This is a genomic window from Achromobacter sp. PD1 (assembly GCF_048541815.1).
GTDB lineage: Bacteria > Pseudomonadota > Gammaproteobacteria > Burkholderiales > Burkholderiaceae_B > Achromobacter > Achromobacter bronchisepticus_A.
The window spans coordinates 5,724,919-5,751,389 of sequence record NZ_CP183349.1 but is presented as its reverse complement, the minus strand read 5'-3'; the positions used below and the strand labels follow the sequence as shown (position 1 = coordinate 5,751,389).

Sequence of the window (26,471 nt, the reverse complement as noted above, 5' to 3'; positions counted from 1 at the left end):
CGTCTTGCCCCGGAAAGCGCCCCGCTTGCGCGGCGGCAAGTGCGGCGCAGAGCCTGGCTGCGACTTGTCAGCCAGGGGAAGTAAAATCACGGCTTCCGATCATCGAGGATAGTCGTGTCCGCTTCCGTACTGAAGAACGATGTGTTCTTGCGCTCGCTGCTGCGCGAGCCCGTGCCCTACACCCCGATCTGGCTGATGCGCCAGGCCGGCCGCTACCTGCCTGAGTACCGCCAGACGCGGGCCCGCGCGGGTTCCTTCATGGGCCTTGCTCAGAACCCGGACTACGCTTCGGAAGTCACGTTGCAGCCGCTGGAGCGTTTCGACCTGGACGCAGCCATCCTGTTCTCGGACATCCTGACGGTGCCGCACGCCATGGGCCTGGGCCTGGACTTCGCCGAAGGCGAGGGCCCGCGCTTCGCCCGTCCGGTGCGTACCGAAGAAGACGTGGCGCGCCTGGCAGTGCCGGACATGGACAAGCTGCGCTACGTGTTCGATGCCGTGCGCACGATCCGGCGCGACCTGGACGGCAAGGTGCCGCTGATCGGCTTTGCCGGCAGCCCCTGGACCATCGCCTGCTACATGGTGGAAGGCCAGGGCAGCGACGACTACCGCCTGATCAAGACGCTGCTGTACGCGCGTCCCGACTTGCTGCACCGCATCCTCGAAATCAACGCCGAAGCCACGTTGCAGTACTTGAACGCGCAGATCGCCGCCGGCGCCCAAGCCGTGATGCTGTTCGACAGCTGGGGCGGCGTGCTGGCGGATGGCCTGTTCCAGCAGTTCTCGCTGGCCTACACCCGCAAGGTCGTGGCCGGGCTGACCCGTGAACACGAAGGCCGCCGCGTGCCGGCCATCGTCTTCACCAAGGGCGGCGGCCAGTGGCTGGAACAGATCGCCGCTTGCGGCGCCGATGCCGTGGGCCTGGACTGGACGGTGGATCTGGCCGCCGCGCGGCGCCGCACCGGGGACTCGGTCGCGTTCCAGGGCAACCTCGACCCCATGGCCTTGTTCGGCGGCGGACCCGCCATCCGTGCCGAGGCGCGGCGCGTGCTGGACGCGTTTGGACCGGTGGGCAAGGGCGGCCATGTGTTCAACCTGGGACACGGTATTTCCCGTTTTACTCCGCCAGAAGCCGTAGCCGAATTGGTTGATGAAGTCCATCAGCACAGCCGTTCGCTGCGGGGGTAAGTGAGTGAACGCTTCGGTCTACAGGGCCGGAGCAGGAGGGTCCCCGGGGACACTTGTGCACAGCAAGATTGCTCTCGGGGAAAACCCTTTAGATGCTAGTTTACAATCTCGGAAGCTCTAATAAGTCATTGTTTTTAATGATTAAATTAGGGTTTTCAACAAGATTTCGCAAGTTTGCGCAATCTTGTCAAATTCCAATTTTCGATGTTGCTCCAGCCTTTTCCCCAAAGTTATCCACAGGCGGAAAATGGGGCGCGCCGGCATCATCCGGGATCATCCGTCTACATGCTCCGTCCTAGCTCCCATGTCTGAAGCGCTGCCGAATACGACCCCAGCGGTCTGCTGGGTGCGGGTGGCGCTGGACGTGCCCTTGCCCGGCCCCTTCGATTACCGCAGCGACGCGCCGGTGACGGTGGGCCTGCGGGTCATCGTGCCGTTCGGCCGCCGCAAGCTGATTGGCGTGGTGGTGGACAACCCGGCGGAGCCGTCTTTCGACCCCAAGCAGATCCGGCCGATCGAAGAGGTGCTGGATGACCTGCCGCCTTTCGACGAGGACTGGCTGCGTCTGGCCCGCTTTGCCGCCGACTACTATCAGCGGCCGCTGGGCGAGGTGATGCTGCCCACGCTGCCGCCGCCGCTGCGCAAGCCCACGGCCTACCAGGGCAAGCGCTCGGCCGGCGGACCCGTGGCGCGCCTGGACGGGCGCAAGCGCAAGGTGGTGCGCGCGCCGGCCCAGGCGGATCAGCCGCCGGAACTCAACGACGCCCAGCGCGAGGCGGTGGACGCCATCGGCGCGCTGGACGGGTTCAAGCCCGTGCTGTTGCACGGCGTGACGGGCAGCGGCAAGACCGAGGTGTACCTGCGCGCGGCCGAAAGGGTGTTGGCGGCGGGACGCCAGGTGTTGCTGATGGTGCCCGAAATCAACCTGACGCCGCAGCTCGAAGGCGCGCTGCGCGCGCGCCTGGAGGCGCTGGTCGGACCGGACGGCCTGGCGGTCATGCATAGCGGCCTGTCCGATGGCGAACGCCTGCAGGCCTGGACCCGCGCCCAGCGCGGCGAGGCCCGCATGTTGCTGGGCACGCGCATGTCGGTGTTCGCGCCCTTGAGCCAGTTGGGCCTGATCGTGGTGGACGAAGAACACGACGCGTCCTACAAGCAGCAGGACGGCTTGCGCTATTCGGCGCGCGACCTGGCGGTGTGGCGCGCCCATGACCTGAATATCCCGGTGGTGCTGGGGTCGGCCACGCCGTCCCTGGAGACCTGGCAGCATGCCGAGCGCGGTCGCTACCTGCGACTGACCCTGCCGGGCCGCGCGCGCGCCAGCAGCCTGCCGTCCATGCGCCTGATCGACACGCGGCGCCTGCAACTGAAGCAGGGCATGTCGCCGCAGTTGCTGGACGCCATCGGGCAGCGCCTGGAACGCAAGGAACAGTCGCTCATCTTCCTGAACCGCCGCGGCTATTCGCCGGTGCTGCATTGCCAGTCTTGCGCCTGGGTCAGCAATTGCCCGCGCTGCACCGCGTTCACCGTCCTGCACCGCACCGATGGCCGCGGCCATCGCCTGCAATGCCATCACTGCGGCTATCAGGCCCCCGTGCCGCGCGCCTGCCCCGAATGCGGCGACCAGGACCTGGCGCCGATGGGACGCGGCACGCAGCGGGTCGAGGAGCATCTGGCGGAGTTGTTTCCCGAGGCGCGCATCCTGCGCATCGACGCCGACAGCACGCGCAAGAAGGGCAGCGCCGAAGCGTTGTTCGCCTCGGTGCATGCCGGCGAGGTGGACATCCTGGTCGGCACGCAGATGGTGGCCAAGGGCCACGACTTCGCGCGCCTGGGACTGGTGGGCGTGCTGAACGCGGATTCCATGCTGTTCGCGCACGACTTCCGCGCGCCGGAGCGTTTGTTCGCGCAGCTGATGCAGGTGGCGGGCCGCGCCGGCCGCCATCAAGGCAACGGCGAGGTGCTGATACAGACCAACTACCCTGAGCAGCCGGTCTACCAGGCGTTGCTGCGGCACGATTACGCGGGCTTTGCCCGCCATGCCCTGCACGAACGGGAAAGCACCGGCCTGCCGCCTTTCGTTTACCAAGCCCTGCTGACCGCCGAGGCGCGCGAGCTGAAGGTGGCGCTGGAGTTCCTGGAGCGGGCGCGGGCCTTGCCAGAAGGCGAGTGGGCGGCCGACTTCCCGGGCCTGGACGCCATCATGCTGTACGACCCGGTGCCGCTGCGCGTGGTACGCGTGGCCAATATCGAGCGTGCGCAGCTGCTGGCCGAAAGCAGCAGCAGGCCGGCCTTGCAGGCCTTCCTGACGTCCTGGTCGCATCACCTGCCGTACCTGGCCAACGAAGCGCGCGTGCGCTGGCAACTGGAAGTCGATCCGCTGGAAATCTGATCGGCCGCGGCCGGGGCCAATGCGCCGTCGATCCGATTGTTCTATGATCTTTCTCCTCTATCGCGCCGGCGCGGCAGGCCCGCTGCGGCGGCTGCGCCCGTCCCCTTTTTCTCGCGTGTTACCGGCCCGCTGACGGGCGGCCGCAAGCTCCGTGCTTGCTGGCCGCAGCTTCAATGCGGCCGCCGCGATGCATGATCACCTGACTCAAATGTCCGCCAGCGAACCTATAGCCCAAGGCATGAACCCCGCTCAACGCGAAGCGGTGCTGTACCTGGACGGCCCCTGCCTGGTGCTGGCCGGCGCCGGCAGCGGCAAGACGCGCGTGATCACGCAGAAGATCGCCTACCTGCTGCGCGAATGCGGCTACATGGGGCGCAACGTGGTGGCGCTGACCTTCACTAACAAGGCCGCGCGCGAGATGGATGAGCGCGTGAAGACCCTGGTGGACCGCAAGCTGTCCAAGGGCCTGATCATCAGCACCTTCCATTCGCTGGGTGTGAAGATGCTGCGCGAGGAAGCGCGCAATGCGGGGCTGAAGCCGACGTTTTCGATCCTGGACGCCGACGATGCCATGGCCATCATCCAGGAACTGCTGAACACTACCGACAAGGCCCGTCTGCGCCACGTGCAGGGCATCATCTCGCTGTGGAAGAACGGCTTGATGGAACCGGACGATGCCGCGCGCGAGGCCATCACGCCGGCCGACGTGGAAGCGGCCAACGTCTACCGCAGCTACGCCGCCACGCTGGCCGCCTACCAGGCGGTGGACTTCGACGACCTGATCCGCATCCCGGCGCTGCTGCTGGCCAACAACGAAGAAGTGCGCACCCGCTGGCAGAACCGCGTGCGCTATCTGCTGGTGGACGAGTACCAGGACACCAACGTGTGCCAGTACCGCCTGGTGCAGTTGCTGACGGGCTCGCGCGCCATGTTCACGGCGGTCGGCGACGACGACCAGGCGATCTACGCCTGGCGCGGCGCGACCATCGAAAACCTGGCCAAACTGACCACCGATTACCCCAACATCAAGCTCATCAAGCTGGAGCAGAACTACCGTTCGGTGCAGCGCATTCTGGCGGCCGCGAACCAGGTGATCGAAAAGAATCCCAAGCTGTTCGACAAGAAGCTGTGGTCCGAGCTGGGGGTGGGCGAACCCATCCTCGTGTCGGCCATGGACGGCGAGGAACAGGAGGCCGAATCCATCGCCATGAAGGTGTCGGCGTCGCGCTTCGAGCGCCAGGCGCAGTGGAAGGATTTCGCCATCCTGTACCGCAGCAACCATCAGTCGCGCATCCTGGAACAGGCGCTGCGCAACCTGAAGATTCCGTACACGATTTCGGGCGGCCAGAGTTTTTTCGACAAGACCGAAGTGCGCGACGTGCTGGCCTATCTGCGCATCCTGGCCAACGACGACGACGACCCGGCCTTCATCCGCGCGGCCACCACGCCCAAGCGCGGCATCGGCCAGGCCACCTTGCAGACGCTGGGGCAGTACGCCGCCAGCCGTGAACTGTCCCTGCTGGCGGCAGTGGCCGAGACCGGCCTGGAAAGCCTGCTGGCGCCACGGCAGTTGGAGCCGCTGCGCACCTTCACCGAGTTCATCCGCCGCATGCAATGGCGCGCCGGCCGCGGCGCGGCCGATGCCAAGACCGCCGCGCCGTCCGAGCCCGCGGGCGTGCTGCTGGACGATCTGCTGGAGGCCATCCAGTACGAACGCCATCTGTATGAGCTGTTCGAAGAGCGGCCCGCGCAGACGCGCTGGCAGAACGTGCTGGAGCTGACCGGATGGCTCAAGCGCAAGGCCGAAGAAGACAACATGACGCTCTTCGATCTGGTGCAGCACGTGGCGCTGGTCACCATGCTGGAGCGCGGCGAGGAAGAAGAGCCCGATGCCGTGAAGATGTCCACCCTGCATGCCTCCAAGGGGCTGGAGTATCCGCACGTGTACCTCGCGGGCGTCGAGGAAGGCTTGCTGCCGCACCTGGGCAAGGACGACGAGGTCGGCGACCCGGCGCGCGCGGCCGAGAACCTGGCTTCGCGCATCCAGGAAGAGCGCCGGCTGATGTACGTGGGCATCACGCGCGCGCAGCGCAGCCTGAATCTGAGCTGGTGCAAGCGCCGCCGCCGGGCGCGCGAGGACCTGGTGCGCGAACCTTCGCGCTTCATCGAGGAAATGGGCCTGGGCGATGTGCGCATGCAGGAAGACGCGGCCACCGCCGCGATGAATCCCAAAGAGCGCATGGCCATGCTCAAGGCGCTGCTGAAGAAATAGGGGCGGGGCGGCGGCTTGTGGAAAGCCGCGGCCTGCTCCTACACTGGACTGCGCCCGCCCCGCGGTCCGGGGCGCGGCAACCCCGTGGATCGAAGGAGCGCGCCATGTGTCGCTGGCTGGCTTATACCGGTAGTCCCATACAGATGGAGAGCGTGCTGTTCAAGGCCAAGCACTCCCTGATCGACCAGAGCCTGCACTCGCGGCTGGGCGCCACCACCACCAATGGCGACGGCTTCGGGCTGGGCTGGTATGGCCGTCAACACGAAGGCCAGCCGCTCGAGCCGCCGTTCCGCTACCGCAGCGTGCATCCGGCCTGGAACGACCGCAATCTGCGCGAGGCCGCGCGCGCGATCCATGCGCCGCTGTTCGTGGCGCACATCCGCGCCGCCACCGACACGCCCGCGCAGGAAACCAACTGCCATCCGTTTCGCCATGGCCAGTGGCTGTTCGTGCACAACGGCGTCATCCGCGACTATCCGCTGCTCAGGCGCGACCTGATGCTGATGATCGCGCCGGCCTATTTCGGGTCGCTGGAAGGGTCCACGGATTCCGAGGTGATGTTCCTGCTGGCCTTGAGCTTCGGCCTGGAGGAAGACCCGCTGGCGGCGCTGGCTCGCATGGTGGGCGCGGTGGAAGAGACCGGCAGGCGGCATGGCGTGGCGCAGCCCATCAACATGACGGTCTGCGCGCTGGACGGCCAGCGCCTGATCGCCGTGCGCTATTCCAGCGAGGCCGATTCGCGCACGCTGTTCCACAACACCTGCGTGCGCCATCTGCGCCAGCTGTATCCCGACAATCCGCAGATCGCGGCGTTGGATGATGACGCCTTCATGCTGCTGTCGGAGCCCTTGACCGAGATGCCCGGCGCCTGGGAGGAAGTGCCCGAAGCCACCGCCATCATCGCGGGCGGCGGCACGGTGGCGCATTATCCTTTTGTGCCGGTGCCGCCGGGGAGCTGAGCCCCGGAAATTCAGGGAATTGGGGTCATCAAGCACGTATCTCCCATATAAGGGAGAATACGGATCGCATGACTTTGCGACGTCCTGGGCCGCGAAAGCACCCTAATTCCAGTAAGGAAGTTGCATGACCGATAGCAAAACCCCGCAGGCCTCTGTCGCGCTGGCGGTGTTTAACCACACGGGGAGCACCCCGGATTGCTTTGAGTTGCACGAGCATGGCGTTGTCAGCCGACAAGGCGACGCGCGCACCTACACCGCCTTTGCGGACATTCAGGACCTTTGCCTGATCGCCTCCGGACCAGACGCAGCCGCTGGCCTGATCAATCATTTTGCCTACCGCACCGATGCGGCACACGGCTGGACCCTGGTGCCAGCCGAGGTCGGCGAATTCAACAAACTGATGGACGCATTCCGTTCGCGCTACGTTGCACAGAGACTGCCGGTACTGGAAGAGAGGATCGCGGACGGTGCGCGAGTCGCGTTCCGCTACATCCGCAGCGGCGAATTTCCGGACCTGGAGACGCAGGAGCTAGCCCTGTCGGCCGAAGGCCTGCGTATTGGCGACGCCACATGGCCGTACGAATCGCTCAAGCGCATCGACCTGAACCAATGGACCGAAACGATCAGCCTGCAGGACGCAGACGGCAAGACCGTGTTTTCGTGCCAGGCCATGCGTATGCTCAGCTCGGACCTGTTCGTGAACCTGGTCTATGACCAGTTGGGACAGGCGGCGGAATACGCCTGAGCAGGACAACGCCGGCGGCGAGTGGTCAATGTCCTGAGTGCAGGTCGGGATTCAAGGTGCCCCAGGCGGCGGTGCGCACCAGGCACTCCACGGCGCCGGTCTGCGAATTGCGGCGGAACAGCAGGCCTTGCTGGCCCGCCAGCGAGGTGGCCTTCACCACCGCGCCTTCCGGCGTCAGCACGCGCGTGCCGGCGGTGATGTAGCAGCCGGCTTCCACCACGCAGTCGTCGCCCAGCGAAATGCCGATGCCCGAGTTGGCGCCCAGCAGACAGCGCTTGCCGATGGACACCACCTGCTTGCCGCCGCCCGACATGGTGCCCATGATGGATGCGCCGCCGCCGATGTCGCTGCCGTCGTCGACGATGACGCCGGCGCTGATGCGGCCTTCGACCATGGACGCGCCCAGCGTGCCGGCGTTGAAATTGCAGAAGCCTTCATGCAGCACCGTGGTGCCGGGCGACAGATGCGCGCCCAGGCGCACGCGCGCGGTGTCGGCGATGCGTACGCCGCCGGGCATGACGTAGTCGGTCATGCGGGGAATCTTGTCCACGCCGCGGATTTCCAGGATCTGGCCAGAGGCGCGCAGGTGCCAGCGCAGCGCATCCACCTGATCCACCGCGCAGGGGCCGGCCGAGGTCCAGGCCACGTTGGCCAGCACATTGAACAGGCCGTCCAGGTTGGCGTCGTGCGGGCGGATCAAGCGGTGGCTGAGCAGGTGCAGGCGCAGATAGGCGTCGTGCGCATCGACCGGCGGTTCGTCCAGCGACGAGATCGCGGTACGCACGGCGACGATGTCGACCTTGCGGCGGGTGTCGCGGACCAGGGCGGTGGGCACGTGTTCGCCCAGCGCGGCGCGGGCTTCCTCGGGCGACAGGTGGCGGGTGCCGGTGGCCGGCGAGTTGTCGGCCAGCGAGGGACGCGGATACCAGGTGTCCAGGATGGCGCCGTCGGCGGCCAGCGTGGCGACGCCATAGGCGATGGCGCTGAGGGGCTTGGGGGAGTCGGCCATGATGAAAGAGGAAGGGCGCAGTCTGAGTGCGTAATTCTAAGGCGAAAGGGCTGCGGTTTTCAGAGGCTACCGAAGGCCCATCGCAGGCTCAGCGAGCCGGTGTGCTCGCGGTTGCCGCCGCCATACTGGCCGCCGTAGGCCAGGCCGATGACGGCCGAGCGCGACACGGCGATTTCCAGGCCCGCGCCCGCCAGCGCGGCGGACCGGGCGATGGGCGCGCCAGCCACCGACAGCACGCTGCCGCCGTCCAGCACCAGGGTGGTTTCCGGCTGCACGTCGCCGAAGGCCCGGCGCCAGCCCAGCGTCGCATGCAGCTTGCCGAAGGTGGGGCCGAGCGCGAAGCCGGTCTGGCCGCGCAGCCCCAGCGTGGTGGTGGTCTGCCGGATCCGTCCCGCGTCGCCCGAGAGCGCCGTGGAACCGCCCGATTCGCTGAAGCTGCGCGTGCGCACATTGCGCACGGCCAAGCCGGCGAACGGTTCGATGGCGGCGTGTGGCGACAGTGCCAGCTCGTAACCCAGTTCCGAGAAGGCCTGCGCGGTGTAGGCGCTGAAGTCGGCGGTCAAGGTCTGCCGGGCGATGCCGGGCATCTCGAAATGCCGCCGGGTGTCGATGTCGTGCCAGGTGTAGGAGGCGGCCGTCAGCAGGTTCAGCTTGCCCGGGCCCGCGTCGAACGACCTCTTGCCATAGATCCCCGCGGTATAGCTGTACACGTCCAGCCGCGCATCGGCCGCGTCGATGCGGACCCGGCTGCGGGTGGCGCCCAGCGCGCCGCCCAGGCGCCAGCCGGCGCCGGCATCGAATTCGCCGCCGCCATACACGCCGGTGGTGCGTTGCTTGATGCGGGCCGTGTTGGCGCCGCCTTCCAGCGTCTGCCAGTTGTCGACGGCGACGAGCCAGCCCGGCTGGGCCGGCGCGGGACGGGTCGGCCGATCGGCAAGCAGGCTGTGGTCCGGTTCGGCCTGTCCGGTGTGGGCGTGCGCCGCGCCAGCCGCGCACAGGGCTTGCATGGCGAGCGCCCGCGCCAGCAGTTGCCGGCGCACGGCTATCGGTGGCGGCAAGGACTTTTTACGCCAGTTCTTTCAGCAGCAGCTCCCAGAATTTCATGCGCTGTTCCAGCGTCGAAACCAGGATGTACTCGTTCAAGGTGTGCGCGCCGTCGCCGTCGGCGCCCAGGCCGTCCAGCGTCGGGATGCCCATGGCGGACGTGAAGTTGGCGTCGCTGCCGCCGCCCGTCATGGGTGCGTCTTCCAGCAGGAAGCCGGCGCGTTCGGCGTAGCCCTGCACCAGCGCCAGCAGATCGGCGGCGGCTTCGGTCTTCACCATGGGCGGACGGTTCAGTTCCACGTCGATGTCCAGTTCCACGTCCGGACCCACGGCGCACAGCTCGCGCATGCGGCGCAGCACGTCCTCGGCGGCGCCCATGTCGGGCACGCGGAAGTCGACCACGCAGCGGCACAGCGCCGGCACGGTGTTGGTCACGGTGCCGCCGGCGATGGTGCCGACGCTGACGGTGATGCCACGGTCATAGTCGGTCATGGCTTCCAGCGCCAGCACCTGGTGGGCCATTTCGCGGATGGCGCTGCGGCCTTTCTCGTGCTGCATGCCGGCATGGGCCGGACGGCCCTTGACGTTCAGGTTCAGCATGCCGGTGCCCTTGCGCGCCGTGACGCACTTGCCGCCGTTGGGGCGGGCGGGTTCGCAGACCAGCGCGTACTTGGCGTTGGTGGCGAAGCGCTCGATGTGCGCGCGCGACGCGTGGCTGCCGGTTTCTTCGTCGGGCACCACCAGGAAATCCACTGGCAGCTGGGTCGCGCCGGGGCGAGCCAGGCCGGACAGCGCGGTCAGCGCCAGGTAGATGCCGGCCTTCATGTCGTAGCCGCCGGGACCATAGAGGCGGTCGCCTTCGATGCGTACCGGGTTCTCCAGCAGCGTGCCTACCGGATGCACCGTGTCCATGTGCGCCAGGATCAGGATGCCGGGGCGCGCGTCGCCGGGGGCGCGGTTGGTCGCGTACAGCAGCGGGCCCGTGGTCGGGCCCAGCGACGACAGTTCCACCGTCAGGCCGGCGGCCGCGGCGTAGTCGGCGATGATGCGCGCCATGGCGGCGATGCCTTCGGGGAAGTTCGAGGGCGATTCGCATTGCAGCCAGCTCTTGATGCCGGCGACGATCTGTTCAGTGCTCTGGGTGTTGGACATGACGGTATCGGATATCTGCAACGAAGAAAATGGGAGCGGTCAGGCGACCTGCTGGCCGGCCAGGCGGGCCAGTTCGGCGTCATCGGGCATCTTGCCGTCGAACCAGAGGCTGGCGCACACGGCGGACATGGCGCGGCCGTCGTGGCCGATGCCGGGCACGACCTGCAGCTTCCAGCCGAACGGCACGCCGCGGCGCTCGGCCTCCTTGCGGCCGAACTCGAAGTAGTTCTGGGCGCGCGCAAAGCGGTGCGGGCCTTGACGCATGGCGGCGGGTTCGGACGGCAGGTTGGGGTCGTCGGTGGCGATGTCCTGGTCGCCCGCCAGGATGGTCATCGGGTAGGCCAGCAGCTTGACCAGGTGCTCTTCGGTCAGGCCGACGCCGTCCATGCCTTCGGGGAAGGGATAGTCGAACGTGGGCAGCGTGTACCAGCCCGGGTTGCCGGCAGTCACGGCCTTGAACGGCGCGTGCGGCTGGCTGCTCATCAGGCGGTGCACGAACTGGCCGCCCGCGGAATGGCCGAACAGGTAGACGTTCTGGCCGTCGGTAATTTCGCCGGCGATCAGGTCCTTGATGACGTTGCCCACCAGCGCGTAGGTCCAACCGTCGATGTGGCGCGGATTGCCGCCGGCCGAAAACACGCGGCCGTTGTTGTAGCTTTCCACGCCGGGCCAGATCTCGTTGGAGAAGGTCAGCGCCACGATCAGCAGCTTGTGCTTGTCGGCGGCTTCCACCCAGAAATCGCGGTACTCGTCGCCGTTGCGCAGCACGCCGTGCTGCACGATGACCACCGGCATGTCGGGCGTGTAGCCGTAGGGGCGGTAGGTCTGGAGCTTGAAGGGACGGTCGGAGTTGCGGTCCTCGTCCACATACAGGATGGCGTTGCGGCCGGCATGGCCCAGTTCGATGGCGATGCGGTCGACGTTGGACATCTCGGAGGGTTTCATCAGGCGTTCGCCTCATTCAGGTGGCAGGCCGACCAGTGGCCTGCCGAGATTTCTTTCAGGACCGGCGCCTGCTCGCGGCAGCGTGGCATGGCGTGGGGGCAGCGGGGATTGAAGGTACAGCCCGGCGGCGGGTTCAGCGGCGACGGGATTTCGCCCTTGATCGGCGTGAACTTGCGGCCGCGGCGGCCCACGTCCGGCACCTCGGCCATCAGGGCCTGGGTATAGGGATGGTTGGCGCGCGCGAAGATCTCGGCCGACGTGGAGATTTCCACGATCTTGCCCAGATACATGATCGCCACGCGGTCCGAGATGTGCTTGACCACGCCCAGGTCGTGGCTGATGAACAGGTAGGTGAAGCCGTGCTGTTCGCGCAGGTCCATGAACAGGTTGATCACCTGCGCCTGGATCGACACGTCCAGCGCGGCCACGGGCTCGTCGCAGACCAGGAACTTCGGCGCCACCATCAGCGCGCGGGCGATGCCGATGCGCTGGCGCTGGCCGCCCGAGATCTGGTGCGGGAAGCGGTCGCGGTATTCGGGGTCCAGGCCCACTTCCTTCAGCGCCTGGTCGATGCGCGCGGGAATCTGGGCGGCGGGCGCCAGCTTGTGGACCTTGAGCGATTCGCCCAGGATCTGGCGCAGGCGCTGGCGCGGATTCAGCGAGGCCTGCGGATCCTGGAAGATCATCTGCACGCCCAGCGTGTAGGCGAGCTTGTCGGCGCCGCGCAGGCGGCGGGCTTCCTGGCCCTGGTACAGCAGCTGGCCTTCAGTCTGGCCGTGCAGCCCGGCGACGACGCGGCCCAGCGTGGACTTGCCGCAGCCGGACTCGCCGACCAGGCCCACGACTTCGCCGCGCTTGATGGACAGGTCCACGCCGTTGACCGCATACACGGTGCGGCGGTCGATGGGACGGCCGGTCAGGGCCAGGATGCGCTGGGCCAGGTCGGGCCGTTGCTCGAAGCGCTTGTGGACGTTCTTGAGCTCGATGACGGGAGTATCGGCTTGGCTCATACCGGCTGGGCCTCGCGGGTAATCGGCACGTAGCAGCGGTAGTTGCGCGCGCCTTCGGTGGTGACGGTGGGGGCTTGTTCGGTGCAACGCGTGACCGCGCTGGTGCAGCGCGGGCGGAATGGACAGCCCGAGGGGCGGCCGGCGAGGCTGGGAGCCATGCCGTTGATCTGGTGCAGGCGCGCGCCAGGCTGGGTGGCGCCGGGCATCGAATCCAGCAGGCCCTTGGTGTAGGGGTGGCGCGGCGCGTCCAGCACCTCTTCGACCGGGCCGCTTTCGACGATGCGGCCGGCGTACATCACGGCCACGCGGTCGGCCAGTTCGGCCACCACGCCCAGGTCGTGGGTGATCCAGATCAGCGCCGTGTTGTGCTCGCGGCAGATCTCCTGCATGCGGTAGAGGATCTGGCCCTGGATGGTGACGTCCAGCGCCGTGGTCGGCTCGTCGCAGATGATCAGGTCGGGCTTGTTCAGCATGGCGATCGCGATCGCCACGCGCTGGCGCATGCCGCCCGAGAATTCGTGCGGATAGCTCTTCAGGCGCTTTTCGGGTGACGGAATGCCGACCATGGCCAGCGCCTCGCGGCAGCGTTCCTCGGCTTCCGCGCGCGGCACGTTTTCGTGGGTGAGGATGGCTTCCATCATCTGCTCGCCGATGCGCAGCACCGGATTGAGCGTCATCAGGGGATCCTGGAAGATCATGGCGATGCGGTTGCCGCGCAACTGGCGCATCTGCTCTTCGCTCAGCTTGCGCAGGTCCGTGCCCTTGAACTTCACTTCGCCGTCCACCACTTCCCCGGGCGGGTCGATCAGACCCAGGAGCGAAAAGCCCGTGACGGATTTGCCGGAACCCGATTCGCCGACCAGGCCGACGATCTCGCCGCGGCGCACGGTCAGGTCGACGCCGTCGACCGCCAGCCAGGCGCCGGCTTCGGTATGGAATGCGGTGCGCAGGCCGCGCACTTCAAGAATGTTTTCGCTCATTTCAGTTGCCCATTGCGCCAACCGCGGCGCATGTAATGGAGATAGCTCCATCGGGATGCCGCGGAGCCGGCTTTGCCGGTCCGCAGGCATGCCCCCTTGAGGGGGAAGCGCGCAGCGCTTCGGGGGTGGGCCTCATCTTTTGGGATCCAGGCTTTCGCGCAGGCGGTCGCCTACGATATTGATGGAGAGGATCAGCAGCAGCAGGGCGATGCCCGGGAACAGGCTGATCCAGTAGTCGCCCGACAGCAGGTACTGGAAGCCGTTGGAAATCAGCAGGCCCAGCGACGGTTCGGTGATGGGCACGCCCACGCCCAGGAACGACAGCGTGGCTTCCAGCGCGATCGCGGTCGCGATCTGGATGGTGGCGAACACCATGACGGGACCCAGGCAGTTGGGCAGCAGGTGGAACAGCATGATGCGCCAGGCCGGGAAGCCCAGGTTGGCGGCGGCTTCCACGTATTCCTTGCGGCGTTCCTGCAGCGCGCGGCTGCGCATGATGCGGGCGTAATGCCCCCACTGCACCAGCACCAGGGCCAGGATCACCTTGTCGACCCCGCGCCCCAGCACCACCAGCAGCACCAGCGCCACCAGGATGGTCGGAAAGCCCAGGATGAAGTCGACGATGCGCATGAGCACGGTGTCGACCACGCCGCCGACATAGGCGGCCACCAGGCCGATGGCGCCGCCCACGGCGGTGGCCAGCACCACGGCGGACAGGCCCACCATCAGGCTGATGCGCAGGCCATACAGGATGGCGCTGAGCATGTCGCGGCCCTGGTCGTCGGTGCCGAGCCAGGCGATGCTGCCGTCCATCAGCGCCTGGCGCGGCGCCAGGCGGCCGTCCATCAGCGAAAGGTTGGCGAGGTCGTAGGGATTCTGCGGCGCGAAGTAGGGCGCGAAGACCACCAGCACGATCAGGATGGTCAGCGCGATGACGGAGCCGCGCACCGTCGGGCGCGCGTGCAGTTTCTTCAGGATGGAGGCGCGCTGGGGCGTCTCAGCCAGGGGCTGGACGGTGCGGGTGCGGCCGGGATTCGGAGTTTGAGCCATGGCGGATTATTGAGCGGGAGTCACGAGCTGCACGCGCGGATCGAGCGTGGCGTACAGGATGTCCACAACCAGGTTGATGATCACGAAGATCAGGGTGACCAGCATCACGTAGGCCACCACGACCGGGCGGTCCAATTGGTAGACGCTGTCGATCAGCAGCTTGCCCATGCCTGGCCATGCGAACACGGTTTCGGTGATGGTGGAATAGGCGATGAGGGTGCCGAATTCCATGCCGATCACGGTGACCACGGGGATCAGGATGTTGCGCAGGATGTGGCGGCGCACGATGCGGCCGGGCTTGACGCCCTTGGCGCGCGCGAACTTCACGTAGTCCTGGCTGCGGGCCTCGACCACGCCGGACGCGGTCAGGCGCAGCACCAGCGCGATGTTGGCCAGCGCCAGGTTGATGGCCGGCATGATCAGGTGCGACCAGCCGTCGGCAGTCAGAATGGACAGGGGCACGCCCAGCACGGTGACCGTGTCGCCGCGGCCGGTGGCGGGCAGCCAGCCCAGCCACACCGCAAACAGCAGGATCAGCATCATGCCTTGCCAGAAGTTCGGCAGCGAAAAACCCAGCACCGAGGATGCCATGATGCCGCGGCCCAGCGGCTGGTCGCGGTACAGGCCCGCGATCAGCCCCAGCGGAATGCCGAACACACAGGTCAGCATGATGGCCACGACCACCAGCTCGAACGTGGCGGGAATGCGCTGCACGATCAGTTCGATGGCGGGGATGCCGTGCACGAAGGAGGTGCCCAGGTCGCCGTGCAGCGCGCGCCACAGGAATCCTGTGTATTGCTGCCATACCGGCAGGTCCAGGCCCAGGCGGGCGATCATCGCCTCGCGTGCGGCCTGGCTGGCTTCGGGGCTGACCAGCAGTTCGATCGGATCGCCCACGGCATAGACCGCGAAGAAGACCACGACCGAAACGGCCAGCAGCACGAACAGACTCTGTATCAGTCTGCGTAGGATGAACAAGGCCACGAGATTATTTCCTTGGTGGGCTCAGGGTTTGCGGGCGCCGCGTAGGGTCTTACTTGGCGGGCTTGGCCGACATGGCCAGGGTGTACTGGTCGGCGCGGCCTTCATAGGTCAGTCCCTTGCGGAACGCCCAGATGCTGCTTTCGAAATGCAGGGGAATGCTGGGCAGGTCGGCCAACGCCAGCGTCAGCGATTCCTGCAGCAGTTTCTCGCGCGCGGCCGGGTCCACGGTGACGAGGGCGCGCTTGAACACGCGGTCGAACTCGGGGTTGTCATAGCCGCCGTAGTTGCTGGTGCCCAGGCCGTGTTCCTTGTCGAACGCGCTGACCCAGTATTGCAGGAAGGACGAGGCCTCGCCGGTTTCCGACGACCAGCCGCCCATGGCGAAGCTGAACTCGCGCTTGGCGCGCTTGGGGAAGTAGACCGAGCGCGTCATGGTGTCGACGGTGGTCTTGATGCCCACGCGCGACAGGTATTGCGCCACCGCCTGCGTGATCTGCGCGTCGTTGATGTAGCGGTCGTTGGTGGACGAGACGGTCAGTTCGAAGCCGTTCGGGTAGCCGGCCTCGGCCAGCAGCTTCTTGGCGGCGGCCGGGTCGTACTTGAGCTCGGGCGGCTTGGGCAGGGTGCCGAACATGCCGTCGGGCAGGAATTGGTTGGCCGGCGTGGCGGCGCCGTCCATGATGCGGTCGGCGATGGTCTTGCGGTCGATGGCCATGGAAATGGCTCGGCGCACGCGCACGTCCTGCAGTGGGTTCTTGCCGTCGGCGGCCTTGACGCCGGGGCTGGGATTGCGCGCCACGTCGGGCTGGAAATACACCACGCGTACCGACGGCGTGATGACGTGGCCGAAACCCGGGGTCTCCGAAATGCGCTTCACGTCGCGCGCGGCGGGGTTTTCGATCAGGTCGAAGTCGCCCGCCAGGAGGCCCGTCAGGCGCGGGCCGGCAGCCGGCACCGGCACCATCTTCACGTCCTTCCATGCGGGCTTCGCGCCCCAGTAGGCGTCGTTGCGCGTCAGCTCGATCGCGGTGCCCTTGACGTAGCTCTTCAGCGTGTAGGGCCCGGTGCCGATCACGGAGCGGCCGGTATTGAAGTCGGCCACGGTGGGCCAGACGCCGGTGACGCCGCACTTGTTCTTCAGGTCGAAGCTGATCGGGCCGTGTTCGGCGATGCCGTTCCACAGCATGCCCATGCGGGTCAGGTCATTGGGCAGCAGCGGATAGGGCTGGCGCGTCTTGATCACCAGCGTGTTGCCGTCGCGCACCTGCACGTCAGCGAACTTCTGCACGATGGAAGGGTACGAGCTGCTGATGGACTGCTCGTTGTTGACCACGCGGCAGAAGGTGAACAGCACGTCCTGCGCCGTGAAGGGCTGGCCATTGGAAAACTTGACGCCGTCGCGCAGCGTGAATTCCCAGGTCGTGTCGTCCACCGGCTTCCAGGCCGTGGCCAGGCGCGGGATCAGGTCCATCTTGGCATCTTGCCCCACCAGCGTCTCGAACATGTGCGAAGTCATCGCATCGTTCGGCGTGGCCTGGTGGTAGTGCGGATCCATCGACGTCGGCTCGGACGACAGGCCGATCCGCAGAACGCCGGCGGCGTCCTGCGCGATGGCCGCGGTGGTACAGGCGGCCATGGCGAAGGCCGTGAGCATGCTGCGGTAGAGCGTCTGGGCAGACATGGATTTTGTCCCTTTGTTGTATTGGTTATGGTGTTGCAGGGCGGCGTTCCTGGCGGGCCGTCGCGGGTCTTCAGGCGATGGGCTGCGCCAGCCGGACGACGGTCACGCCGGGCCGCAGATTGGCGGTGGACGGCATGATCAGCACGCAGTCGTCATAAGGCGTGACGACGGGCTCGCCCTCGGACCAGCCGATCAGGTCGCCGGCGCGGGCCAGCGTTTCCAGGCCCTTCCAGGGCTGGGCGAAGCGGAAATCGGCGCTCTTGGCGGCGATCGCATGCGTCACGCGCAGTGCGCGCTGCGTGGGCGCCGCGGGGGCGAACCAATCCGCGGGCAGGTCGCCGCGGTCCACCGTGCCCGCTTCCACCAGGAAGCGCGCCATCTGGTCGACGGCCACGCCGCGCGCCTCGGGCGCGCCATGGAAGCCGCATTCGATCAGCAGGGAACGGGTGCCGTTGTCGCCGGCTTCGCCGAAGCGGCCGTAGTCGCGCATGCGCACGCCCGCGGCATGGCCGGCGTCGGCGATGATGGTGGCGGGGTTGCCCAGCGCCAGCGCCAGATCGATATTGCGTTGCTCCATGCCGGTCAGCTGCAGCGGCACGTCGGAATTGCTCATCGAATGGAAGTCCAGCAGCCAGTCGGCCTGCTCGACCCAGGGCTGGATCTCGGCTGCGCGGCGGCGTTCCTGGCTGGCGGGCGCGCTCAGCTTGTCGTCGCTCCAGACGCGGTTCATGTCTTCGTCGACGAAGCGCGCGGGCGCATAGTTGGCGGGGTCGAAGCGGTCGAACGCCGCCAGGTTGCAGAACGCCAGCGTCAGCGAACCGCGGCGCGGGCGCAGGCCTGCCGCCAGCGCGTCCTTCAGCGCCCAGGCGCCGCAGAGTTCATTGCCGTGGATCAGCGCGCTCAGCATGACGCGCTTGCCCGGCACGCCCGAATCGAAATGCCAGACCCCCGGGGTATCCGTGTTGCCCACCCGCTCCGCCGACAAGTTCGGACAGGCAAGTAGAAATGGGCGCGGTGTGGACGCGGGGGCGGACGTGGGCATGGGAACTCCGATGAAGCGACGGGATTGTATAGGCGATGGCGCTGGGGTGGCGGCTAGCCGCCGGCATGAGCGGGCGCCGCGGCGCGGCGGGCGCTGAAACAGGCTGCTAACACGGGTTTTCCCTTATATATAGGGCGCGTCAGGCGCGCGCCGCCTTTGAGTATTGGGCGAATTCTAGGAGCTTGGCTGCTTTCTCTACAATTAGAATATTTATCTCAAGCTTTGCAGAAAAGGCAAAGCTTGTTCCCCATTCCCAATCCCTGAGAACCGCGAGGGCTGACGTGCACGGCATCGCCTTGAAGTATTTTCTGGAGGTTGCCCAGGCGGGCAGCCTGAGCGGCGCGTCCGAGCGCCTGCATGTGGCGGTGTCGGCCATCAGCCGGCAGATCGCCAAGCTGGAGGAAGAGGCGGGCGCGCCGCTGTTCGAGCGCGCCGCGCGCGGCATGGTCCTGAGCGAAGCGGGGCAGCTGCTGCTGGCGCATGCCCGCCGCACCATGCTGGAAGCCGATTCCGTGCTGCAGGAAATCGCCGCCATCAAGGGCGCCGCGCGCAACGAGATCCGGGTGGCCTCGGTCGAGGGCGTGGCGCGGATCTTCCTGCCCTCGGTGATGGCGCGTTTTCGCCGCGACTGGCCCAACATCCGCTTCGACCTGCACGTGGGTTCGCCGGCCGAGGTCAGCCGCCGGGTGGCCGAAGGCAGCGTGGAGCTGGGGATGGTCTTCATCGCCGAACGCATAGGCGGGGTCAGTCCGCGCTATTCGCGCCGCGCGCCGGTGCATGCGGTGATGGCGGCCGACCATCCGCTGGCGGGCCGCGCCAGCGTCAGCCTGCAGGATCTCTGCCAGTATCCGCTAGCCCTGACCGGGCCCGGCACCACCACGCGGCAGCTGTTCGAAATGGGCTGCGCGCTGGAGTCGGTGCAGCTGGAGCCGGCGCTGACCTGCAACGATTCCTCGCCGCTGCACGGCTTTGTCTTCGGGTCGGACGCTATCATGCTCAGCGGCTATATCTCGGTGGCCTGGAGCCTGCGGCGCGACGAGCTGATCGCCGTGCCGATTTCCAACGCCGAGCTGCAATCGCGCACCCTGCAGATCCAGGTCATGCCGGGCCGGGTGCTGCCGCCGGCGGCCGAAGCCTTCGTCGAACTGCTGGCGCGGGAACTGGACGACGCGTTGCAAGGCAGGGCGGCGGCATAGTCTGCCAAGGGTGCAAAAAAAACGGCTGCCCTGGGGCAGCCGTTTTCGTTCAGGCGGACCTGATTACTTCTTTTCGGGCGTGACCGAGGTGGCCAGCGTGTACTGGTCGCGACGGCCTTCGTAGGTGATGCCCTTGCGGAAGGCCCAGATGCTGCTTTCGAAGTGCAGCGGGATCAGCGGCACGTTGTCCAATGCGATCTGGGTGGACTGCTGCAGCAGCTTCTCGCGCTTGGCCGCGTCCACCGTCACGATGGCTTCCTTGTAGACCTTGTCGAAGTCGGCATTGCTGAAGCCGCCGTAGTTGCTGGTGCCCAGGCTGTTGGGGGAATCCAGGGATGCCACCCACAGCTGGAACAGCGCCGAGGCTTCACCCGTTTCCGCCGGCCAGCCGCCCATCGAGAAGCTGAACTCGCGCTTGGCGCGCTTGGGGAAGTAGATGGAGGCCGTCATGGCGTCCACATTGGTCTTGATGCCGACGCGGGCCAGGTACTGGGCCACGGCTTGCGCCACCTGGCCGTCGTTGACGTAGCGGTCGTTGGTCGACGACAGCGTCAGTTCAAAGCCGTTCGGGTAGCCGGCTTCGGCCAGCAGCTTCTTGGCGCCTTCCGGGTCGAACTTGATTTCCGGAGCCTGGGGCAGCGCGCCGAACATGCCGTCGGGCATGTACTGGAAGGCGGGCGTGGCCATGCCGTCCATGATGCGGGCGGTGATGGTCTTGCGGTCGATGGCCATCGAGATGGCCTTACGCACGCGCAGGTCCTGCAGCGGGTTCTTGCCGTCGGCGCTCTTGACGAAGGGGCTCGGGTTGCGGCCCACGTCCGGCTGGAAGAACACCAGGCGGGTCGACGGGGTGGCGACGAAGCCGAACTTGGGGTTGTCCTTCAGGCGCGGCAGGTCGCGGGCGGCGGGGTTTTCGATCATGTCGAAGTCGCCGGACAGGAGGCCGGTCAGGCGCGGGCCGGCCGACGGCACCGGCACGAACTTCACTTCCTTCCAGTACGGCTTGGGGCCCCAGTAGTTTTCATTGCGGACCAGCTCGATGCCGGTGCCCTTGACGTAGGACTTCAGGGTGTACGGGCCGGTGCCGATGGCATCCTTGCCGTTGTTGAAGTCGGCCACGGTGGGCCAGGCGCCGGTCACGCCGCAACCCTTCTTGGGGTCGAACGTCAGCTTGCCGTGCTCGACGATGCCGTTCCAGACGATGGGCAGCGAGCGCGCCAGTTCGGCGGGCATCAGCGGGAAGGGCTCGCCGGTCTTGATGATGACGGTGTGCGCGTCCGGCGTCTGCACGTCGGTGATGCGCTTGGTCATGTCCATGTAGGACTGCGACACGTTGGTTTCGTTGTTCAGCGTGCGGCAGATGGTGAACAGCACGTCTTCGGACGTGAACGGCTTGCCGTTGGAGAACTTGACGTCGTCGCGCAGCTTGAATTCCCAGGTCTGGTCGTCCAGCGTCTTCCAGGAAGTGGCCAGTGCGGGCACCAGCTTCATGTCGGCGCTGCGACCCACCAGGGAACTGTAGACGTGCGCGGAGAACGCGTCGTTCTGCGTCATCTTGTGATAGTGGGGGTCCGCCGAGGTGGGTTCGGCCGACAGGCCGATCTTCAGCGTCTGGGCTTGGGCGGCGGCCAGGGGAATGGCGGCGGCCGCAAGGGCCAGGGTAGTGCGCAACTTCATGGTGACAACTCCGGATGGGGAACGAACCGGATCGCGCCTGCGTGTAAACCGGCCTGCGCCAGCCGCGCGGGCGGCGTCGCCTGGAAGGGGCTCAGGGGGTTTTGGCGCCGGGCACGACGGCAAGGGGCCGATTATCGGTAGGGGCTTCGCGCACTGTCAATGCGCAATGGCAAGCGCGGCGCTAGGGAAAACGCGGAGAGGGAGGGGGAAAGAGGGCGCCGCGCTGCCTCGTCTGGAGGCCTGCGCGGCGCGATGGCGCCCGGGTGAGGGACTGGGCGCCGAAGAACCGCCGCAAGGGGCGCCGGGAAGCCGGCGGGCGTTGCGGCGGGGTCGCGCCAGGCTGAATCGCGGGAGATCGATCGCGACTCAGGCCGGCGCGGCAGGGCTTACCACTGCGAACCGGAGAAGCGCGAGCTGGCGGCGCGGGCCTTGTTCATCGACTCGTTCACTTCGTCGATGAAGGAAAACACGGCGGCAACAGCTGCCACTACGGCTTGGCCGGCCTTCTTCAGGCTGGTCAGCGGATGGGAATTCGGTTGGTTCTCGAGGGCGCCGCGGAGCAGATCGCGCTCCAGCGCGTCGGTCAGGCGGGCAGTGTGGTTCAGGGTCAGTTCGCTCATGGTTTGCTCCAGTCCGTTTCGTCTTGGTGTAAACCATTATAGGGATAACCCTAGGGTCGATGCAATGCTATTTTTAGGGTAAACCCCTATATGTTGTAAAAATGTTTATTCCCCAGGGACTTAGCCGCTATTTCGCAGGGCGCGGGCCGCGTCCGCCAGCTCTCCGGCGGTCAGTCCGATGGGGCCGACACCCTGGGCCACCAACGCATCGGCCGCCGCGCCGTGCAGCCAGACGGCGCCGGCCACGGCCTGGTCCAACGGCAGCTTCTGGGCGATCAGCGAACCCAGCATGCCCGCTAATACGTCCCCGGTTCCGGCGGTGGCGAGCCCCGGATTGCCGCTGGTGTTGACCCGCAGATCGCCATCCGGGGAGCTGACCACGGTGCCTGCGCCCTTCAGCACGATCCAGGCGCGGTAGCGTAGCGCCAGTTTCCTGGCGGCGGCCGGGCGGTCGGCCTGCACCTCGGCCGTATCCACGCCAAGCAGCCGCCCGGCCTCGGCCGGATGGGGCGTCAGCACCACGGTGCCCTCGCCCCAGTTGGGTTGGATGTCGCCGCGGGCCAGCAGATTCAGCCCGTCCGCGTCCAGCACCAGCGGCGCTGCGCGGCGCAGCACGAACAGCTCGGACAGAGCGTTGGCCGCCAGGGCGCCCGTGCCTATGCCGCATCCCGCCACCCAGGCGGTGACGCCCCAGTCTTCTTCCAGCAGCGAGCGGGCGTCGCGCAGCATCAGTTCGGGCTGCAGCGGATCGCAGGCCAGCGGCGCGGCGTCCTGGGCGAAGCCGACCAGCACCTTGCCGGCGCCGGTCTTCAGGGCGGCGCGCGCGGCCAGCAGCGCCGCGCCCGTCATGCCCGGGCCGCCGCCCACCACGCCCACCGTGCCGAAACTACCCTTGTGAGTGTCCCGGCCGCGCGGCGCGAACAGGGCGGGCAGGGCGGCGCGGTCGATGGCGCCGCCGGCGGACGGGGCGGTAGTGTTCATGGGCTGAGGCTCCTGGGGATGGCGGCGTGGCGCGAAGGCGCGTATCTACTATAGTGCGCCCAAACCGGCCGGCATCCGGTCCGGCTCAAGACTAGACGACGTGGAGACGAACATGAGCGACATCACGCTGGAACACTATTCCGCCTATGAGTCCCTGAAACTGCGCCGGCACCCCGGCGGGGTGCTGGAGGTGATCATGGGGGCCAAGGGCGGCAAGCCGGGCAAGCTGTCCACCGCCGACGACCGCATGCACCGCGAACTGGCAGACATCTGGCGCGATATCGACACCGATCCGGACACCCGGGTGGTGGTGATCCGTGGCGAGGGCAAGGGCTTTTCGGGCGGGGGCGACCTGGACCTGGTGCAGCAGATGGCCGACGATTTCGACGTGCGCACCCGCGTCTGGCGCGAGGCCCGCGACCTGGTCTACAACATCATCAACTGCAACAAGCCCATTGTGTCCGCCATGCATGGCGCGGCCGTGGGCGCGGGCCTGGTGGCCGGCCTGTTGGCCGACATCTCCATCGCCGCACGCGACGCGCGCATCATCGACGGCCATACCCGCCTGGGCGTGACGGCCGGCGACCATGCCGCCATCGTCTGGCCGCTGCTTTGCGGCATGGCGCGCGCCAAGTACTACCTGATGCTGTGCGAAACCGTGACCGGCGAGGAAGCCGAGCGCATCGGCCTGGTGTCGCTGTGCGTGGACGAGGCCGAACTCATCGGACGTGCCTTCGAAGTCGCCAACAAGCTGGCCGCAGGCTCCCAGACAGCGATCCGCTGGACCAAGTATTCGTTGAACAACTGGCTGCGCATGGCGGGGCCGAGCTTCGATACCTCGCTGGCCCTGGAATTCATGGGCTTTGGCGGCCCGGACGTACGCGAAGGGATCCAGTCCCTGCGTGAACGCCGCGCGCCGAACTTCCGGCCGGATTCGCCGTTCTGAGGCGGCGGATTGCGCGCGTTGGGGCAGGGCGCGCAATCCGGCTTTCCTACTTCTTGAAGAACTTCGCGAACGCCGCCTGCGCTTCCTCGGATTGCAGGCGGATGCGGAACTGCTGGGCTTCGTAGTCCAGCGTGTCCTGGATCGCCTGGCGGTCCGGGCGGCGCAGCATGGCCTTGGTCAGGCGCAGCGCGGCCGGCGGCTGGCGCGCCAGGTCGGCGGCGGTGGCCTGCGCCGCCGCCAGCGCCTGGCCCTTGGGCGTGACCGACGTGGCCAGCCCGGCGTCGCAGGCGTCTTGCGCCGTGAAGGCCTTGCCCTGCAACAGCCATTCGGCGGCGCGGCGGGCGCCGGCCAGGCGCGGCATCAGCAGGCTGGAAGCGCCTTCCGGACACAACCCCAACGCCACGAACGGCATGCGCAAGGTGGCGCCTTCGCCGATGTGGACGAAATCGCAATGCTGCAGCAGCGTCACGCCGATGCCGATGGCATAGCCTTCGACGGCCGCAACCACGGGCACGTCCGCCATGGTCAGCGCGCGCAGGAAAGTCAGGCCGGCGCTGTCGCCGGCGCCGCGCTCCGCCTGGAAGTCGCGCAAATCGTTGCCCGCCGTGAAATGCTCGCCCGCGCCGGTCAGGATGACCGCAGCCAGCGCGGTGTCGGCCGACGCCAGCGCGATCTGTTCGGTCAGCGCGGCATAGGTGGCGGTATCCAGCGCGTTGCGGCGATCCGGACGGTTGATGGTCAGCGTCAACACCGCGCCGTCGCGGCTGACCTGCAGACCGGCGCTCATGCGCCGAAACCGTTGGCCAGACGGGTCTTGGCGTCTGCGTATTCGCTGCGCAGCGTGTCCACGATCTGGCGGGTCGGCAGCACGCTGGCGATGCCGCCCACGCCCTGGCCCGCGCCCCAGATGTCCTTCCAGGGCTTGACCCGGGTCGAGCCGAAATTCGACGCGCCGCTGTCGGGCTGCGGCAGGTTGGCCGGATCCAGCCCGGCGGCGGCGATGCTGGCCTTCAGGTAGTTGCCGGGGATGCCGGTGAAGAACGGGGTATACAGGATGTCCGAAGCGCTGGCATCCACGATGGCGGATTTGTAGCCTTCGCTGGCGTTGGCTTCCTCGCTGGCGATGAAGCGCGTACCCATATAGGCGAAGTCCGCGCCCATGGCCTGCGCGGCCAGGATGTGCGCGCCCGAGGTGATCGCGCCCGACAGGATCAGCGGGCCGTCATAGAAGCGGCGCACTTCGGACACCAGCGCGAAGGGGCTGAGCGTGCCCGCATGGCCGCCGGCGCCGGCGCACACCAGGATCAGGCCGTCCACGCCGGCTTCCAGCGCTTTTTCGGCGTGGCGGATGGTGGTCACGTCGTGGAATACCTTGCCGCCCCAGTCATGCACGCCTTTGACCAGGTCTCCGGGGGCGCGCAGGCTGGTGATGATGAGCGGCACGCGGTGGCTGGCGCACACGGCCAGGTCCTGCTCCAGCCGGTCGTTGGACTGGTGGATGATCTGGTTGACCGCGAATGGCGCAACCGTCGCCCCGGGGTTGGCCTCGCGGTGCGAGGCCAGGCCGGCCTGGACTTCGTCCAGCCAGTCGGTCAGCAGGCTTTGCGGACGCGCGTTCAGCGCGGGGAACGACCCCACGATGCCGCTGGTGCACTGCGCCACCACCAGCTTGGGGTTGGAGACGATGAACATCGGGGCGCAGATGACCGGCAGGGACATCTGGCCGTACAAATCAGTCACAAGAGAGTGGGGCATGGCGTCGTCGCGGAAAAAGGTCACTGGAGGACTTGAACATCGGGACTTGAGCATCCTAGGCGGGTGTGCCTATAATTACCTACCGACCGTCCGGTAATTAATTAATCCTTATTAAACGGCATGCGCTGAATCGCTGTCAATGGAGGTACGCGAGTCCCTCCGGCAGCTGCGGCGCGGCCCCTGCAAAGGCTGCCATGGCGACCTCCGCCCCTCCTGCCCAGAAACGCGCCCGCGCCGGCCGCCCACCCACCGTGGCGGCCCCGCGCGAACGCATCCTGGAAGAAGCCGCCAAGCTCTTCGCCCAAAGCGGCTACGACGGCAGTTCGGTGTCCGACCTGGCCGGCGCGCTCGGCGTGTCCAAGGCGGCCATCTACCACTACTACACCACCAAGCAGGACATCTACGACGCCATCATCCTGGCCGTGCTGAGCGGCCTGACGCAGGCCGTCGCCCAGGACGTCGCGCGGGCCGAGGGCGCCACGGCCCGCCTGCGCGCCTTCATGGTGGGCCACGCGCGCTACTTCGAGCAGCACCACGCCGAGTTCGTCACCATGCTGATCGGCTATTCCGGCATGGCGCTGACCGAACGCGAAGACGCCGCCCGGCTGCGCGACGGCTACGAGAAGCGCCTGCGCGAACTGATCGCGCAAGGCGTCGCCGCCGGCGAGTTCCGCGCGCTGGACGTGGCCGCTGCGGGCCGCGCCGTGCTGTCCATGCTGAATTGGATGGTGCGTTGGTACAAGCCCGGCCAGGGCGACAGCGCCGAAGCCATCGCCGCCGGCTATTTCGATCTATTGGTCGGAGGCATGCGCGCCTGAGGCGCGGCTGTCCCCGGCTTGCCCC

General features: G+C 67.2%; 23 protein-coding genes. 8 read left to right on the top strand and 15 right to left on the bottom strand.

All coding sequences use genetic code 11. The features are described from left to right. Positions 1-114: 114 nt before the first annotated feature. The 5 genes from hemE (at position 115) to ACM1PE_RS27020 (ending at position 7,556) form a co-directional block, all read left to right on the top strand. A complete protein-coding gene (gene hemE / locus ACM1PE_RS27040) occupies positions 115-1,188 on the top strand; it encodes a uroporphyrinogen decarboxylase (RefSeq protein WP_419341536.1) in 1,074 nt (357 codons plus the stop codon). A 304-nt stretch (positions 1,189-1,492) separates the two neighbouring features. Then, positions 1,493-3,580, top strand: coding sequence for a primosomal protein N' (locus tag ACM1PE_RS27035; RefSeq protein ID WP_059377280.1), 2,088 nt, complete (start codon positions 1,493-1,495; stop codon positions 3,578-3,580). A gap of 208 nt (positions 3,581-3,788) precedes the next feature. Further along, positions 3,789-5,852 carry a UvrD-helicase domain-containing protein gene (locus tag ACM1PE_RS27030; RefSeq protein ID WP_059377283.1) on the top strand — a complete coding sequence of 688 codons (2,064 nt, stop codon included), beginning with the start codon at positions 3,789-3,791 and terminating at the stop codon, positions 5,850-5,852. Between the two features lie 104 nt (positions 5,853-5,956). Then, on the top strand, positions 5,957-6,811 hold the full coding sequence (locus ACM1PE_RS27025; RefSeq protein WP_306634997.1) for a class II glutamine amidotransferase: 855 nt from the start codon (positions 5,957-5,959) through the stop codon (positions 6,809-6,811). A gap of 124 nt (positions 6,812-6,935) precedes the next feature. Beyond that, entirely contained in the window at positions 6,936-7,556 is a 621-nt protein-coding gene (locus ACM1PE_RS27020; protein ID WP_059377288.1) for a hypothetical protein, read from the top strand. 25 nt (positions 7,557-7,581) lie between these two features. Here the strand turns inward: ACM1PE_RS27020 and dapD are convergent, their stop codons facing one another. From dapD to ACM1PE_RS26970, 10 genes are all read right to left on the bottom strand, one after another. Next, positions 7,582-8,565, bottom strand: coding sequence for a 2,3,4,5-tetrahydropyridine-2,6-dicarboxylate N-succinyltransferase (gene dapD, locus ACM1PE_RS27015; RefSeq protein ID WP_059377291.1), 984 nt, complete (start codon positions 8,563-8,565; stop codon positions 7,582-7,584). A 59-nt stretch (positions 8,566-8,624) separates the two neighbouring features. Further along, a complete protein-coding gene (locus ACM1PE_RS27010; RefSeq protein ID WP_419341534.1) occupies positions 8,625-9,623 on the bottom strand; it encodes an autotransporter outer membrane beta-barrel domain-containing protein in 999 nt (332 codons plus the stop codon). A gap of 7 nt (positions 9,624-9,630) precedes the next feature. Further along, positions 9,631-10,761 carry a M20 family metallopeptidase gene (locus tag ACM1PE_RS27005; protein WP_419341532.1) on the bottom strand — a complete coding sequence of 377 codons (1,131 nt, stop codon included), beginning with the start codon at positions 10,759-10,761 and terminating at the stop codon, positions 9,631-9,633. 39 nt (positions 10,762-10,800) lie between these two features. Then, positions 10,801-11,706: an alpha/beta hydrolase gene (locus tag ACM1PE_RS27000; RefSeq protein ID WP_118933378.1), complete on the bottom strand. Its 906-nt coding sequence runs from the start codon at positions 11,704-11,706 to the stop codon at positions 10,801-10,803. Next, positions 11,706-12,716 (bottom strand): ABC transporter ATP-binding protein, encoded by a 1,011-nt coding sequence (locus ACM1PE_RS26995; protein WP_013391145.1) that lies wholly within the window; start codon positions 12,714-12,716, stop codon positions 11,706-11,708. The genes ACM1PE_RS27000 and ACM1PE_RS26995 overlap by 1 nt, the downstream gene beginning before the upstream one ends. Beyond that, a complete protein-coding gene (locus ACM1PE_RS26990; protein WP_059377297.1) occupies positions 12,713-13,696 on the bottom strand; it encodes an ABC transporter ATP-binding protein in 984 nt (327 codons plus the stop codon). Before ACM1PE_RS26990 ends, ACM1PE_RS26995 begins: the two co-directional genes overlap by 4 nt. Before the next feature lie 132 nt (positions 13,697-13,828). Then, positions 13,829-14,746 (bottom strand): ABC transporter permease, encoded by a 918-nt coding sequence (locus tag ACM1PE_RS26985; protein ID WP_059377300.1) that lies wholly within the window; start codon positions 14,744-14,746, stop codon positions 13,829-13,831. 6 nt (positions 14,747-14,752) lie between these two features. After that, positions 14,753-15,730, bottom strand: coding sequence for an ABC transporter permease (locus ACM1PE_RS26980; RefSeq protein WP_013391148.1), 978 nt, complete (start codon positions 15,728-15,730; stop codon positions 14,753-14,755). A gap of 49 nt (positions 15,731-15,779) precedes the next feature. Continuing rightward, on the bottom strand, positions 15,780-17,411 hold the full coding sequence (locus ACM1PE_RS26975; protein WP_419341530.1) for an ABC transporter substrate-binding protein: 1,632 nt from the start codon (positions 17,409-17,411) through the stop codon (positions 15,780-15,782). 70 nt (positions 17,412-17,481) lie between these two features. After that, a complete protein-coding gene (locus tag ACM1PE_RS26970; protein ID WP_118933377.1) occupies positions 17,482-18,453 on the bottom strand; it encodes a succinylglutamate desuccinylase/aspartoacylase domain-containing protein in 972 nt (323 codons plus the stop codon). A 281-nt stretch (positions 18,454-18,734) separates the two neighbouring features. On the opposite strand from ACM1PE_RS26970, the gene ACM1PE_RS26965 reads away from it, so the two are divergent. After that, positions 18,735-19,649 carry a LysR family transcriptional regulator gene (locus tag ACM1PE_RS26965; RefSeq protein ID WP_419341529.1) on the top strand — a complete coding sequence of 305 codons (915 nt, stop codon included), beginning with the start codon at positions 18,735-18,737 and terminating at the stop codon, positions 19,647-19,649. Between the two features lie 63 nt (positions 19,650-19,712). Here ACM1PE_RS26965 and ACM1PE_RS26960 read toward each other — a convergent pair whose 3' ends face one another. From ACM1PE_RS26960 to ACM1PE_RS26950, 3 genes are all read right to left on the bottom strand, one after another. After that, entirely contained in the window at positions 19,713-21,326 is a 1,614-nt protein-coding gene (locus ACM1PE_RS26960; protein WP_059377307.1) for an ABC transporter substrate-binding protein, read from the bottom strand. Positions 21,327-21,712: 386 nt separating this feature from the next. Continuing rightward, a complete protein-coding gene (locus ACM1PE_RS26955; protein ID WP_054455155.1) occupies positions 21,713-21,946 on the bottom strand; it encodes a hypothetical protein in 234 nt (77 codons plus the stop codon). Between the two features lie 120 nt (positions 21,947-22,066). Continuing rightward, positions 22,067-22,927: an NAD(P)H-hydrate dehydratase gene (locus ACM1PE_RS26950; protein WP_059377308.1), complete on the bottom strand. Its 861-nt coding sequence runs from the start codon at positions 22,925-22,927 to the stop codon at positions 22,067-22,069. 112 nt (positions 22,928-23,039) lie between these two features. Between ACM1PE_RS26950 and ACM1PE_RS26945 the strand changes: the two genes are divergently transcribed. Next, positions 23,040-23,873 carry an enoyl-CoA hydratase/isomerase family protein gene (locus ACM1PE_RS26945; protein WP_013391155.1) on the top strand — a complete coding sequence of 278 codons (834 nt, stop codon included), beginning with the start codon at positions 23,040-23,042 and terminating at the stop codon, positions 23,871-23,873. A 46-nt stretch (positions 23,874-23,919) separates the two neighbouring features. Here ACM1PE_RS26945 and ACM1PE_RS26940 read toward each other — a convergent pair whose 3' ends face one another. After that, positions 23,920-24,660, bottom strand: a complete 741-nt coding sequence (locus ACM1PE_RS26940; protein WP_059377311.1) for an enoyl-CoA hydratase-related protein — start codon at positions 24,658-24,660, stop codon at positions 23,920-23,922. Beyond that, on the bottom strand, positions 24,657-25,628 hold the full coding sequence (locus ACM1PE_RS26935) for an NAD(P)H-dependent flavin oxidoreductase (RefSeq protein ID WP_059377647.1): 972 nt from the start codon (positions 25,626-25,628) through the stop codon (positions 24,657-24,659). Before ACM1PE_RS26935 ends, ACM1PE_RS26940 begins: the two co-directional genes overlap by 4 nt. Before the next feature lie 194 nt (positions 25,629-25,822). Between ACM1PE_RS26935 and ACM1PE_RS26930 the strand changes: the two genes are divergently transcribed. Next, the gene (locus ACM1PE_RS26930) at positions 25,823-26,446 is read left to right on the top strand and encodes a TetR/AcrR family transcriptional regulator (RefSeq protein ID WP_054455146.1); all 624 of its coding nucleotides are present in this window, start codon (positions 25,823-25,825) and stop codon (positions 26,444-26,446) included. Positions 26,447-26,471 lie beyond the last annotated feature (25 nt).

Coding starts and splice junctions, on each gene's coding strand:
- ACM1PE_RS27035 (WP_059377280.1), top strand. CDS start 1,493: ATGTCTGAAGCGCTGCCGAATACGACCCCAGCGGTCTGCTGGGTGCGG.
- ACM1PE_RS27030 (WP_059377283.1), top strand. CDS start 3,789: ATGTCCGCCAGCGAACCTATAGCCCAAGGCATGAACCCCGCTCAACGC.
- ACM1PE_RS27025 (WP_306634997.1), top strand. CDS start 5,957: ATGTGTCGCTGGCTGGCTTATACCGGTAGTCCCATACAGATGGAGAGC.
- ACM1PE_RS27020 (WP_059377288.1), top strand. CDS start 6,936: ATGACCGATAGCAAAACCCCGCAGGCCTCTGTCGCGCTGGCGGTGTTT.
- dapD (WP_059377291.1), bottom strand. CDS start 8,565: ATGGCCGACTCCCCCAAGCCCCTCAGCGCCATCGCCTATGGCGTCGCC.
- ACM1PE_RS27005 (WP_419341532.1), bottom strand. CDS start 10,761: ATGTCCAACACCCAGAGCACTGAACAGATCGTCGCCGGCATCAAGAGC.
- ACM1PE_RS27000 (WP_118933378.1), bottom strand. CDS start 11,706: ATGAAACCCTCCGAGATGTCCAACGTCGACCGCATCGCCATCGAACTG.
- ACM1PE_RS26995 (WP_013391145.1), bottom strand. CDS start 12,716: ATGAGCCAAGCCGATACTCCCGTCATCGAGCTCAAGAACGTCCACAAG.
- ACM1PE_RS26990 (WP_059377297.1), bottom strand. CDS start 13,696: ATGAGCGAAAACATTCTTGAAGTGCGCGGCCTGCGCACCGCATTCCAT.
- ACM1PE_RS26985 (WP_059377300.1), bottom strand. CDS start 14,746: ATGGCTCAAACTCCGAATCCCGGCCGCACCCGCACCGTCCAGCCCCTG.
- ACM1PE_RS26975 (WP_419341530.1), bottom strand. CDS start 17,411: ATGTCTGCCCAGACGCTCTACCGCAGCATGCTCACGGCCTTCGCCATG.
- ACM1PE_RS26970 (WP_118933377.1), bottom strand. CDS start 18,453: ATGCCCACGTCCGCCCCCGCGTCCACACCGCGCCCATTTCTACTTGCC.
- ACM1PE_RS26960 (WP_059377307.1), bottom strand. CDS start 21,326: ATGAAGTTGCGCACTACCCTGGCCCTTGCGGCCGCCGCCATTCCCCTG.
- ACM1PE_RS26955 (WP_054455155.1), bottom strand. CDS start 21,946: ATGAGCGAACTGACCCTGAACCACACTGCCCGCCTGACCGACGCGCTG.
- ACM1PE_RS26950 (WP_059377308.1), bottom strand. CDS start 22,927: ATGAACACTACCGCCCCGTCCGCCGGCGGCGCCATCGACCGCGCCGCC.
- ACM1PE_RS26945 (WP_013391155.1), top strand. CDS start 23,040: ATGAGCGACATCACGCTGGAACACTATTCCGCCTATGAGTCCCTGAAA.
- ACM1PE_RS26940 (WP_059377311.1), bottom strand. CDS start 24,660: ATGAGCGCCGGTCTGCAGGTCAGCCGCGACGGCGCGGTGTTGACGCTG.
- ACM1PE_RS26935 (WP_059377647.1), bottom strand. CDS start 25,628: ATGCCCCACTCTCTTGTGACTGATTTGTACGGCCAGATGTCCCTGCCG.
- ACM1PE_RS26930 (WP_054455146.1), top strand. CDS start 25,823: ATGGCGACCTCCGCCCCTCCTGCCCAGAAACGCGCCCGCGCCGGCCGC.